The organism is Planococcus versutus, assembly GCF_001186155.3.
Lineage (GTDB): Bacteria > Bacillota > Bacilli > Bacillales_A > Planococcaceae > Planococcus > Planococcus versutus.
In genome coordinates this window covers 1,135,135-1,148,194 of sequence record NZ_CP016540.2, presented here as the reverse complement: position 1 = coordinate 1,148,194, position 13,060 = coordinate 1,135,135, and the positions used below count along the sequence as shown (strand labels likewise).

11 protein-coding genes are annotated in these 13,060 nt (G+C 39.0%); 4 read left to right on the top strand and 7 right to left on the bottom strand.

Translation table 11 applies throughout. The features are described from left to right. The first annotated feature begins 49 nt into the window (after positions 1-49). Positions 50-268, top strand: a complete 219-nt coding sequence (locus I858_RS17210; RefSeq protein WP_204249448.1) for a hypothetical protein — start codon at positions 50-52, stop codon at positions 266-268. A 36-nt stretch (positions 269-304) separates the two neighbouring features. On the opposite strand, the gene I858_RS05775 is transcribed toward I858_RS17210, so the two are convergent. After that, positions 305-1,207 (bottom strand): DMT family transporter, encoded by a 903-nt coding sequence (locus I858_RS05775; RefSeq protein WP_049694389.1) that lies wholly within the window; start codon positions 1,205-1,207, stop codon positions 305-307. A gap of 104 nt (positions 1,208-1,311) precedes the next feature. Here I858_RS05775 and I858_RS05770 point away from each other — a divergent pair, with 104 nt between their 5' ends. Then, positions 1,312-2,040 (top strand): MgtC/SapB family protein, encoded by a 729-nt coding sequence (locus I858_RS05770; RefSeq protein ID WP_049694388.1) that lies wholly within the window; start codon positions 1,312-1,314, stop codon positions 2,038-2,040. Between the two features lie 16 nt (positions 2,041-2,056). Continuing rightward, on the top strand, positions 2,057-3,043 hold the full coding sequence (locus tag I858_RS05765; RefSeq protein WP_049694387.1) for a cation diffusion facilitator family transporter: 987 nt from the start codon (positions 2,057-2,059) through the stop codon (positions 3,041-3,043). Between the two features lie 35 nt (positions 3,044-3,078). On the opposite strand, the gene I858_RS05760 is transcribed toward I858_RS05765, so the two are convergent. The 4 genes from I858_RS05760 to pruA all read right to left on the bottom strand — a co-directional run bounded on the left by I858_RS05760 (position 3,079) and on the right by pruA (position 8,491). Further along, positions 3,079-4,242, bottom strand: coding sequence for an iron-containing alcohol dehydrogenase (locus tag I858_RS05760; RefSeq protein WP_049694386.1), 1,164 nt, complete (start codon positions 4,240-4,242; stop codon positions 3,079-3,081). 106 nt (positions 4,243-4,348) lie between these two features. Continuing rightward, entirely contained in the window at positions 4,349-5,593 is a 1,245-nt protein-coding gene (locus I858_RS05755; RefSeq protein WP_049694385.1) for a Glu/Leu/Phe/Val family dehydrogenase, read from the bottom strand. An 81-nt stretch (positions 5,594-5,674) separates the two neighbouring features. Then, complete coding sequence (locus tag I858_RS05750) at positions 5,675-6,868, bottom strand: ornithine--oxo-acid transaminase (RefSeq protein ID WP_049694384.1); 1,194 nt, start codon at positions 6,866-6,868, stop codon at positions 5,675-5,677. Positions 6,869-6,946: 78 nt separating this feature from the next. Next, positions 6,947-8,491, bottom strand: coding sequence for an L-glutamate gamma-semialdehyde dehydrogenase (gene pruA, locus I858_RS05745; protein ID WP_049694383.1), 1,545 nt, complete (start codon positions 8,489-8,491; stop codon positions 6,947-6,949). 139 nt (positions 8,492-8,630) lie between these two features. Between pruA and I858_RS05740 the strand changes: the two genes are divergently transcribed. Further along, on the top strand, positions 8,631-9,944 hold the full coding sequence (locus I858_RS05740; protein ID WP_049694382.1) for a sigma-54-dependent Fis family transcriptional regulator: 1,314 nt from the start codon (positions 8,631-8,633) through the stop codon (positions 9,942-9,944). A 24-nt stretch (positions 9,945-9,968) separates the two neighbouring features. Here the strand turns inward: I858_RS05740 and yugI are convergent, their stop codons facing one another. Both yugI and I858_RS05730 read right to left on the bottom strand, forming a co-directional pair. Then, complete coding sequence (gene yugI / locus I858_RS05735; RefSeq protein ID WP_049694381.1) at positions 9,969-10,346, bottom strand: S1 domain-containing post-transcriptional regulator GSP13; 378 nt, start codon at positions 10,344-10,346, stop codon at positions 9,969-9,971. 89 nt (positions 10,347-10,435) lie between these two features. Continuing rightward, entirely contained in the window at positions 10,436-13,039 is a 2,604-nt protein-coding gene (locus I858_RS05730) for an RNA polymerase sigma factor (RefSeq protein ID WP_049694380.1), read from the bottom strand. Positions 13,040-13,060: the final 21 nt, after the last annotated feature.

The window sequence follows — 13,060 nt, the reverse complement described above, 5'->3', positions numbered from 1 at the left end:
GCTTGATCTACAAAATGCTGATCAGTAAATTTTCGTCACGCACACCGAGATGAAAAACAACTTTGCTCTGATTGCCAAAGGCAACCTGCGCAAAAGCCGTGCTCGCACCGAGGTGCTCGTGACGTCTTTCGTTGACGTTTTGCTGTTCAGTTTTCAAGGTTCAAGTTGTTTTCATTTGTTTGCCACGCTCATTGGCGACTCAATCAATATACCTTGTTTCAATCTCGATGTCAATACTATTTCAAAATATTTTTCCGAGTTGTCTTAAGGACATATATAAATATAAACCGCCACGCGCGAAAAATCAAGCCTTTATTCTTAAAAAGTATTTTTTTATTTTTTGATAGTCTACAACAAACAAGGTAATCCCCGCCAACACTACACTTCCGCCTATAATTTGAGATGCACTTAAATATTCACCTAGTATGAAATACGCCAGTACAGCAGCTCCGATAGGCTCAAAAAGAATTGCAATTGATATGACATTGGTGCTTACCCACTTTAGAGCCCAGTTAAATAAAGTGTGACCAAGCAAGTTTGGAATGATGGCCAATAACAAAAACCACATCCACTCGGACGCTGGATAAGGTCCAAAAGACTCTCCTTTAACTAAAATATAGAAGAATAATGTTATTGTGCTAACACCGTATACCACAAAAGTATAAGTAACTAACGATAATCGCTTTCTTACATCTTGGCCGAATAATAAATATGTCGTAATCAATGCACAAGCAATTAAAGCTAGCAAATCTCCATACAATGCATTTCCACTTACTTTAAAATCACCATACCCGATTAATACACTTCCTAAAATTGCAATAGCTCCGGAAAGTAACGTCTTAATAGAAAGTTTCTCTTTAAAGAAAAAGTATGTACCCGCAAAAGCAAACAAAGGTTGGAGTGTTACAAGCACTGTCGAACTAGCTACGGAAGTATAATTGAGCGACTCAAACCATAATATAAAATGAAATGCTAAAAATATACCAGCTATCGACGCGAAGAGCCAATCTCTTTTGCTTAGTTTCTTGATTTCGTGGGTATATTTTAAGAAGAAGATCGGACTCATTATGACAACTGAAAACAACATACGATAAAAAGCAGTTACCCCAGAATCTGCAGATGTCATTTTCACAAAAATAGCTGACAACGCTACGGAGAAAACTCCTATAATGATAGGGATGTACGGATGAATAGATGGTTTTTCCATTCCTACACCTCCTCTTCTAAGTAATTTTGTTCAATAACATACTCATAAGTTTCTCACTTTCCACATACAGAAGCAATGTAAGATAAAAAAAGGAGGTTTTCTTTATGGAGTTTTTCAGCGCCTTACAAATCTCTTCACTTGAAACTTTTTTAAAACTTTTAATTGCAGCTACTTTAAGTATGGTAATCGGACTTGAACGAGAATTAAAAAGAAAGCCTGTCGGGTTTAAAACTAGTATTGTGATTTCTACATTTAGTTGTTTGTTGACCATCATTTCAATTGAATCTGCCTATATCGCTCAAGGTAGTGAATATGATAATGTTAATATTACGATGGATCCACTTCGTCTAGCAGCACAAATTGTTTCAGGCATTGGATTTTTAGGGGCTGGCGTAATTTTAAAACGTGGCAACGATTCTATTTCGGGCTTAACGACTGCAGCTATGATATGGGGAGCTGGTGGAATTGGCATTGCAGTAGCCGCCGGTTTTTATATAGAAGCAATTACTGCTGTCTTGATTGTCTTGATTGGGATTGAATTGCTCCCTCCTCTTCTTTTCAAAATTGGACCCAAACGATTAAAGATGGTCGAAGCAAATTTGAAAGTGGTTGTTACTGAACAAGCTTCGATCCGCGATGTGTTGAATAAGCTAAAGGCTCGAGGTCCGATTGTTGAGAGTATTTCTGTCACTCATTCAGATACAGATGAAACTTCTGCTTTTCACCAGCTAACAATTCGTGTATCTTTTTCCTATGAAACGGATACACTTGATTTGTATCAAGAAATTTCAAGCATTGAAAATGTAACTCAAGTTGAACTCGACATGATTTAACGAAGGAGGAGTTAAGGTGAAAGAATTTTTTACCTTATTGAAGAAAGGAAACAAACCGTCGCTGACGGCTGCAATCATTAATACATTTATCGCAATAATGAAAGGCGTAGCGTTCTTTTTTACAGGAAATGTAGCGATGTTCGCTGAAACGATGCACTCTATTGGAGATGCAGCAAATCAATATTTTGTTTTTATCGGTTCTGCACTTTCTAAAAAAGCACCAACAAAGCGATTCCCAAATGGTTTTGGTCGCTTACTAAATATTGTCCTCCTAGGCGCAGTCTTAATCGTTGGAGTTATGGCTTATGAAACGATTGTCGAAGGCTGGCATCAATTAGCTTCTCCAGTAAAAGCAGAAGGATTCGTCATTAGTGTTGCTGTGTTAGCTATTGCAATTCTTCTTGAGTTTTTTGTTCTCTATAAAGCAGGGAAAGAAATTCTTCATGAAGCAGGAGTTACTGGCAATGCTTTTGCACCTTTAACAACTAGTTTTGCTCACCTAAATCGAGCTAAGCCTGCAACAAAATTAGTATTCTTAGAAGATTTAGTCGCAACAGCAGGTGGTGTATTAGCTTTAGCCGCTGTCTTAATCGCACATTACACAGGATTTCTACAAGTTGAAGGTGCTGCATCTATCGCAATTGGCTTTATGATGTTGTACGTAGTCGGAAAGGTTTTCCTAGACAATGCACGAGGCGCGATTGGCGAAACCGATGAGCAAATGGTTAATCACATCGCTCATATTTTAAGTGATCATCCAGATGTTCGAGACATCCGAGAATTAGAAGTTGTTAAAGAAGGCGAGTTTCTTCATGTCGAAGCGAAGATTGAAGTGGATCCTCAACTGAACGTAACACAAGCTGATCACTTACAAGACCGTTTAGCAGAAATCATCCTCAGTCAACCAAGCGTTGATGATGTTATTATTTCTCTCGATGCAGACGACGGCGAAACACATTGGAAGCATTTAAGTAAACGCCCAGAACAACCTGATGCAACATAAAAAAGGCTCAGCGCATAGCGCTGAGCCTTTTTTTCTTATAATGAAGCTTGAAGAATTTCTTTTACGTCTTCGCTTTTTAGTTTGGCAAAGTTACCAAACTCACCATAGACCATTGCTTTTTCAACCATAGCATCGATTTTTGAATTATCGATGTCGTAATACGCTAATTGAGTTGGCGCTCCTAACGAAGTCCAGAAAGCAACTAAACGATCGATACCTTCGTTAGCAACATCGTTTTCTGATTTTCCTTCTGGATTCACATCAAAGACACGAACGGCCATTTGAGCAAAACGAGTTGGATTTACTTTTACGTTATGACGCATCCATTGCGGGAAAAGAATGGCTAATCCTCCAGCATGAGGAATGTCGTAGACTGCAGATACTGCATGTTCGATATTATGTGAACCCCAGTCTCCTCTATAACCCATCTCTAAGAATTTGTTAAGCGCCATTGTCCCTGCGAACATGATGGTTTCTCGGTGCTCGTAGCTTCCAAGATCTCCCATTAATTTTGGAGCTGTTTCAATTACAGCTTTTAAAACGCCTTCGCACATGCGATCTTGGACCGGTGTGCTCGTTGCATCGTTAAAGTATTGTTCAAAAATGTGGGACATCATATCCACAATTCCATAAACCGTGTGATTTTCTGGAACCGATAATGTATAAGTTGGATCTAAAATAGAGAATTGAGGAAACGATAAGGGACTTCCCCAACCGTATTTTTCTTGTGTTTCTTCATTTGTAATAACAGATCCTGCATTCATTTCTGATCCAGTCGCTGCAATTGTCAAAACGGTCCCGAATGGTAGAGCTTCTTGTGGCTGTGCTTTACGAGAAACAAGGTCCCATGCGTCTCCATCGTATTTCGCGCCACACGCAATCAGTTTTGTACAGTCAATGACCGAACCTCCACCTACTGCTAAAAGCATATCAATGCCTTCTTTTTTACAAATTTCAATCCCTTTTCTAGCAGTTGAAATTCGCGGATTTGGTTCTACTCCAGCTAATTCAAAAACTTCAAGTCCTGCTTCTGATAACACTTGAGTGACTTCGTCATAAAGGCCATTCTTTTTAATGCTTCCTCCACCGTATACAAGTAAAACTTTTTTACCGAATTTCGGCAATTCTTCTTTAACAGCTTGTAGCTGTTCTTTACCAAAAATAAGTTTTACTGGGTTGTAAAATGAAAATGCGTTCATCCAATCATCCTCCTCTAGTCAACTCATAGTATGTCGTTTTTTACATTAAAAAGCAAAAGATTGAGACAGAAAAACCGCCTGGAATTCTCCAGGCGGTTCATTTGTCTTAAACCCAGCCACGGAAGCGTGAAGCTTCTGCCGTTCTGCGAGCGCCGACCATGTATGCTGCCAAACGCATGTCGATATTGCGAGTAGTAGCAACGTTATAAACATTTTCAAATGCATCAATTAATTTCTTGTTAAGTTTTTCGTCCACTTCTTCTTGTGTCCAATAATAACCTTGATTATTCTGAACCCATTCAAAGTAAGAAACCGTCACCCCACCGGAACTTGCTAGAACATCAGGTACCAAAAGGATGCCACGTTCAGTGAGTATCTTAGTAGCTTCGGCAGTTGTCGGACCATTTGCTGCTTCGACAACGATTGAAGCTTTGATGTCGTTAGCGTTTTCAGCTGTGATTTGATTGGCGATAGCTGCAGGTACTAAAATATCACAATCCAGTTCAAATAATTCTTTGTTTGTAATCGTGTTATCGAACAAGGTAGTAACTGTTCCAAAACTATCGCGACGGTCTAATAAATAATCGATATCTAAGCCGTCTGGATCGTGAAGAGCACCATAAGCATCAGAAATTCCAATTACTTTAGCACCAGCATCATGAAGGAATTTCGCTAGGAAGCTTCCTGCGTTACCGAAACCTTGTATGACAACGCGCGCTCCTTGCATATCCATTCCACGTTTTTTTGCAGCTTCATTAATGCAGATAGTGACACCTTGTGCAGTTGCTTTATCGCGACCTTGAGATCCACCAAGAACAATAGGCTTTCCAGTAATAAAACCAGGAGAGTTGTATTCATCAATTTTACTGTATTCATCGTACATCCAAGCCATAATTTGTGAGTTCGTGAATACGTCTGGTGCCGGAATGTCTTTGTTTGGTCCAACAATTTGACTGATAGCGCGCACATAGCCACGACTCAATTTCTCAATCTCATGCATAGACATTTCACGTGGGTCGCAAATAATGCCACCCTTAGCTCCGCCATAAGGTAGTTCTACAATCCCACATTTTAATGTCATCCACATAGATAAAGCGACTACTTCTTCACGATTTACATCTGGGTGAAAACGTACTCCACCTTTTGTTGGTCCGACAGCATCACTATGCTGTGCACGGAAACCTGTAAAAACTTTCGTTTTACCATCATCCATACGTACAGGAATGCGTACTTCTAACATTCTCATTGGTTCTTTTAGAAGCTCGTACATCGCATCCTCGTATCCAAGTTTATCTAATGCAGTTTTAATAACGCTTTGTGTAGACGTCAACAAGTTCAAATTTTCAGCCATTGTATTAGTTCGCCTCTTTATATTTAATATTTACTCTGCACCTAGTGTAACACATGTCAAGATTCTTTTGGCATGCGGAAGTTAATTTGCGAATACTTTTTGGATGCGTTCAATTGCCCAATCCAATTCTTCTTTTGAAATAATTAATGGTGGTGCAAAACGAATAACCGTATCATGCGTTTCTTTACATAAAAGACCTAATTCTTTTAATTGTTCGCAATATGGTCTTGCTGCCTCTGTTAATTCCATACCGATAAACAATCCGCGACCTCTAACTTCTTTCACAGAAGGGTGTTTAATTTCACGTAATTTGCCCATGAAATATTCACCTAATTCTTGAGAACGTTCAGAAAGTTTTTCATCCAGCAATACTTCTAAAGAAGCTACTGAAACTGCACACGCAAGCGGATTCCCACCAAAAGTAGAGCCGTGTGATCCTGGATTGAATACACCAAGAATCTCTTTGTCAGCAACCACACAAGAAATCGGGAACACTCCGCCGCCTAGTGCTTTGCCTAAGATATACATGTCTGGGTTTACATCTTCCCATTCACAAGCAAACATTTTACCTGTACGAGCAAGTCCACACTGAATTTCGTCAGCGATAAACAGCACATTGTTTTCTCGGCAAAGTTCTCTTGCAGCTTTTAAGAAGCCTTCTGGTGGCATAATAATTCCTGCTTCACCTTGAATGGGTTCAATTAAGAAAGCCGCTGTGTTTGGTGTAATGGCATTTTTCAATGCTTCCAAATCACCAAAAGGAATTAAGTTGATACCCGGAAGCATTGGTCCAAAGCCTTTACGGTATTCAGGATCTGAAGATAATGAAACAGCTGTCATTGTGCGGCCATGGAAGTTTCCGTCGCATGCAATAACTTCTGCTTGATTTTCTGCAACGCCTTTTACATCATACGCCCATCGACGCGCAGCTTTGAAAGCGGTTTCAACTGCTTCAGCACCAGTGTTCATTGGCAAGGCCATTTCTTTACCAGAAATATCGCAAATCATTTCGTACCAAGGGGCTAATTTGTCGTTATGGAATGCACGCGAAGTTAATGTTACACGGTCTGCTTGATCTTTTAACGCTTGAATAATTTTTGGATGACGGTGACCTTGGTTTACCGCTGAATACGCTGACAGCATATCCATAAACTTATTGCCTTCTGGATCTTTTACCCATACCCCTTCTGCTTCTGTAATAACGATTGGCAATGGATGGTAGTTATTGGCACCGAATTTTTCAGTTTGTTCAATAATTGTTTGTGTTTGTGTCATGTTTTTTCCTCCTTTTTTTAAAAAAAGACAGACTTATGTCTGCCTTTTTGATAAATTATCGTACCATTCAAAAATGGCTTAATACATTTCAGAAGTTGTTTTAGCTTGCATGTGAAGACCGATATAATCGGGTCCGCCTGCTTTTGAGTCAGTACCAGACATGTTGAATCCTCCAAATGACTGATAGCCAACGATTGCACCTGTACAGCCGCGGTTAAAGTATAAGTTACCCACATGGAAATCTTCACGCGCTTTTTCAAGGTTAGCACGGTTGTTTGTAATTACTGCGCCCGTCAAGCCGTATTCTGTGTTGTTTGCAATTTCAATTGCATGATCAAAATCTTTTGCTTTTGTTAGACCCACAACTGGGCCAAAGATTTCTTCTTGCATGATACGTGCTTGTGGATCAAGGTCAGCAAAGACAGTTGGATTTACGAAGAAACCTTTAGAATTGTCTCCATCTCCACCAGCTACAAGACGTCCTTCTTTTTTCCCAATTTCGATATAGCTCATGATTTTATCATACGAATTGCCGTCGATAACTGGCCCCATGTAGTTTGTTTGATCGGTTGGGTCACCAATCGTCAATTCTTTCGTCAATTCAATAACGCGTTCAAGTACTGTATCGTAAACGTCTTCTACGATAACTGCACGTGATCCAGCTGAACATTTCTGTCCACTAAAGCCGAATGCTGATTTCACAATTGATTGTGCAGCAAGTTCAAGATCAGCTTCTTTGTCTACAACCATTGTGTTTTTTCCGCCCATTTCAGCGATCAAACGTTTCATCCAAATTTGTCCTTCGTTCACTTTAGCAGAACGTTCTGCGATGCGAAGGCCCACTTCTTTTGAACCTGTGAATGAGATAAAACGAGTGTTGGGATGATCAACTAAATAATCGCCAACTTCAGATCCCGGTCCAGGAATAAAGTTAACAACACCAGTTGGCATGCCTGCTTCTTCAAGAACTTCAATGAATTTGTAAGCAACCACTGGAGTTGTTGATGCTGGCTTCAATAGTACCGTGTTACCTGCTACCATCGCTGCAACAGCTGTTCCGGCCATAATTGCAAAAGCAAAGTTCCAAGGAGAGATAACAACGCCTACACCTAAAGGAATGTAATCATAACGGTTGTCTTCACCTGGACGACTTTCTACATGCATACCGTCTTTCAGACGTAGCATTTGACGCGCATAGTATTCCATGAAATCAATTGCTTCAGCTGTATCAGCATCTGCTTCGTTCCAAGGCTTACCGGCTTCTTTTGTTAGAAGTGCTGAGAATTCGTGTTTGCGACGACGCACAATTGCAGCTGCTCTCATCAAAACATCAGCGCGAATTTCTGGTTTTACTTTTTTCCATGTTTTAAAAGCTTCGTCAGCTGCTTGCATTGCTTTCTCGGCTAGGTCTTTGTTTGATTTAGATACTCGACCAATCAACTCTTCTTTGTTTGAAGGGTTGAATGAAATAATTTTTTCTTCAGTAGTAATACGTTCTCCACCAATAATTAGCGGATAGTCTTGTCCAAGGTAAGCTTCAACCGTTTTCAAGCCTTCTAGATAGTCTGTGCGGTTTTTCTCAAGCGAAAAATCTGTGAATGGTTCGTGTTTGTAGGGAATCATGTAAATCCTCCTCGAGTTTTAAGTAAGCGCAAAAAAAATTTGCACTTTTAAACTGTTTCCACTTATAATAATGCAAAAGATTGTTGCATAATTCAAGTGTTTTCGTTTAAAAAATCAAAATAATTTTGGAGTGAGTGTTTTGAAATCGCCAACTATCGACTTATCCCCATTCTATAAATTCGCAGGAGAGCACGTGGCTATAGGGATTCATGCCATTGATATAAAAGGAAAAACCGTTTTATACAATAAAAAAATGCGAGAAATTGAAGGTTTTGATTTTGAAGAACTTGCAGATCATTCGCTGCTTGAGATGTTTCGTTTCGATCAACACGAAAGTACTTTATTGCAAGTACTGCAAAGCGGTACAGCTGTTTACAATGTTAAACAAACGTATTGGAACAGAAAAGGGCAAGAAATCACAACGATTAACGATACTTATCCGGTGGTTGCTGAAAACAAACTCATTGGTGCAATCGAACTGTCGCGCGATGTGACGACGCTTGAAAAAGTGATTTATCAACCTTTAAAAAAATACGATGAACCCATTACATTCTCAGCAATTTCCGCTGTTTCTAAAAGTATGAAAAAAGTTATTGAGACAGCCGAAAAAGCAGCAACGGCAAAACTACCTGTGCTGTTAGTCGGAGAATCGGGGACAGGCAAAGAATTGATTGCAGAAGCCATTCACTGGGCAAAATCTTCTGATAGATCAATGCATACCTTGTACTGTCATGGCACTGATGGCTCAATTATTGACCAACTAAGTGAGGTCATTCAACAAATTGATGAAGGAACGATTTATTGTGAGCGAATTGACTTATTGCCTTTGGCGCTGCAACAACAATTACTTGAGATGGTGGAGGAGCGTTCAAGAGGGAATACGTATTTTATAGCCAGCGTAGGAGATGATCCTGTCGAATTAATCACATCTCATAAATTACTCAAAGATCTTTTTTATTTTTTTTCATCGATGACCATTAAAGTAGAGCCGCTTCGCTCACGAAAAGAAGACATCTTGCCGTTTGTACATGACTATTTTTCGCGTCATCGAATGATGGTGGGATCAGTTGTTCACGCTATGGACCAAGAAGTAAGGGAGTTGCTACACACTTACGACTGGCCAGGAAATTTAAAGGAACTTGAATTGTTGCTTGATGAAGTAACGTCGATGCTAACGACACAAGAAATTATTACGGTTGGTATGTTACCTAATCACTTTAAGCTGAAAAGCAATATAAAAGGAACGCAACAGCCTGAAGATTTTATCGTTCAATCTACGTCAGAACTTTTGCCACTGGAGGATTATTTGTTTGAAGCTGAAATGTATTATTTGCAAAAAGCAATGGATTTGCATAATAACAATGTTACAAAAGCAGCTTCTGCTCTTGGTATGAGTCGCCAAAATCTTCAATACCGTTTACGAAAAATCAAAAAAAACGTAGCGCAGACATAATGTCTACGCTACGTTTTTGCATGTTTACTGTTGGCCAGAGCGCTTGATCCACTCTTCCATTTTTTCTTTCAATGAGTTAAATCCTTCAGAATCATTTTCATTTACATGTGACTGAAGAGATTGTTTTGGTTTTTCAGTTTTCTGAGCTGCTACTGGTTGCTCTTGAAGTGCGCGAATGGATAAGCTGATTTTTTTAGATTTTGTATCAACTTCCAATACTTTTACGTCAACTTCTTGTCCTACTGCCAAATACTCACTAACTTCTTTTACGTACCCGTGAGTGATTTCTGAGATGTGAACTAATCCTTGTGTTTGATCATCTAACGCTACGAATGCACCGTACGGCTGGATTCCTGTAACTTTACCCGAAACCGTATCACCTGTTTGGTATGTTTTTGTCATGTTTACCCGCTCCTAGTCATATCTAATTATCCTGTACACCTATTGGCATCTGTATATTATAGCACAACTATGGGGCTGGAGTAAAATTACTAGTAAAATAGTTCGGATAAGCGCCATCCCTGAGGAGTTTTATCCAAGAAAAAATGAGTATTCACACTGCCTTTATTTGAGTTGCCTTCGTACACAATTTCTACAGACCCTGCATTTTCATTTCTTTCTTCTGGGGAAAAATACGTTCTGAATGTCAGTTGTGTGATGTCAGAAAACGATCCGAACTCAAACATGTCAAAAGATACTTCGTAATTGATATCTTTTTCATTGGCCATTAACTTTTTCATCGTTTCTGTGTCTTTTTCTTCTACCGCTTTGAAAAACACGGCCACTATTTCAATCGGACTCGCTTTTTTCAACTGTTGTGGTTGATGATCGCTAGCAAATTTCGCATACAAGATTTCTATTGCGTTGATAAACTGTTGGCCGTCTAAAGATAAATCTTGAGTTTGATAAAGTTGATAATCTATTTGCCAAATTGCGTCTTTTTCTGTAACTAACCACAAGTCGTAACGACCGTCTAATTCTTCTACATTATTCATTTCAAGTTGCGGGTTGATGTAAATTTTCTCTTTTACGCGTTGTTTATTCGCTTGATTAAAAATCTCTACCCATTTCGCTTTTTCCGTTAACTCGGGAATCTTTTGCCATTGTTGTTTATATACTGAAAGAGTTGGTTTTAAGGAGCTTTCTGCTAGCAAATGCCATTGCGTCTCAGGATCTTCCAGTTTATTTGCATAATGATACATAAACATTACATCTAAAGGCGACACACCTGCTAACAGTTGTAAATCGTGACGGACTGAAAATGATTTGTACAAATCTTGAATACGACTATAATCAAAGTCCGTTAGATCCACCACTTCATCTTCAAACATTAAATTTCCATTAGGGAGTTTATCAGCTAGCTTTGCTGATTTTTCCAACGCCACAGCCTCTTGAAGATCATGAAATTCTAAATCATCATAAGCTTTTGAGTCGGTCCAATCACTTGCCTCCATTTCCTTTAATATAGGCAACATAATATACGCCAAAGGATTAGAGACAGCAATATTGTTCCAAACGCTACGATATTCTAGTTTGACTTGACCTTGTTCATTAAAAACGGGATTTATTTCATTGCCTTTTAGCAATTGCCAAAAGAATTGATGATAAGCGACTTCTACCTCATCTAGTAAATCCGTGTCTTCACGTTCTTCTAACAAGGACTGTTCAATCATGGTTAAGTGGTCAGGAACTTCTTCGAGAGGAAATAAAAATCCGTACTCGTCAAAAAAAGGTTCTTTCGTTATAAAGTCTAAGTATTGAAATGCTTCCCAACTTCCATTGATTATACTTTGTTGAGACAGCTCGGTAGTATTTCGAACTGTTCGGAAATGTTGTTTTTGTGGATGCGCAACGGCGAATAAATTGTACTCTGGTAACGCCTCTATTACTAAACGTAGTTCTTGGGGATAGTTTTTAGCTTCTGCTAGTAATTTTTCTGGAGACAATTGTCCCATTACAATCGTTGACTTTACTTCTTCGGCGTATTTCTGAAATACGCGATCAGCAAATACGCGTAGCTCATCTGTCTTTGCTGCATAATTTAACAAAAAATCTTCTACATCTTCGCTAAGCATAGGGGCGGCTCCACTTAGTGAATCCACCATCCCTTGTGGTGTTTCAATTTTTTGTAAAATACGGCTCATTGCGTCTTGTAAACTGATAACAGAAGTCGCTGTGGACTGCAACGATTTATCGTTAATCCATTGCTCCATTTCTGCATCTGCTTCTTTGACATAGGAAAGCTTTTCATATTCTTGCTTAGACATTCCTAATCGTTTTGGTGAGGTTTCTTTTATTTTTTTGTATTGATTGCGCCATTCTTCTATTTGTTCAGTTGTTCCTAGTTCTGATTGCTGTTTTTGTGTTTGTTCTGCGGTTTCTGTCGAATGTGTATTAAACAAAAAACTAACACCGATGACTGTTGCTAAGAAAATACTTGTCGCGACTAGTACAATTATTGTTTTTTTATGGCTTTGTTGAGTTTCTAGTAAGGTTATCGAACGCTCGTTAATCATTTTATTCTTTTGTTCGAGATATTCTTCAATGGGTGAAGGTGGCACTAGTCGTTGATACGATTTATGAAGCAGCTGTAAACGTTGCGTAAGTTGCTGTTCATTCAATTGCAAGTCGTGTTCGAGTTTACGCAATCCCTTATCCATCGAATTAATAAATTCCGACTCACTTTTCCCTGTAATATTCGTAGTGCTTGTTGTTAACTGCTCATGAAAATAATGCAACACAACAGCAATTCGTTGATCTCGTTCTAATTTTTGTAGTGCGTGATGCAGTTCTTGGTCTTCGTGAAAACCAAGGTAATTTTGCTCATCTAGGTTTGTGGTTTCGAGTGATTGAATTGTTAATTGTTCGAGTACGACTTGATATAGTCGAACTTCAGCTTGATCTGTTGTCCATTGATGCAGTTCCTGTTCGAGCTTTACTAAACAAGCACGTTGAAAACTTGGAAGCTTTTTTATAGAAATACCTAATTGATAGGCAAAGCGTCCTATATTAGGAACTTTATCTTCCACCCACAATTTAAATGCAGGGTTATCACTTGTTGATGCTCGACTAGAATCATCCTTTCCGGAAGACATTGTTTCACTCCTTTTCGAGCC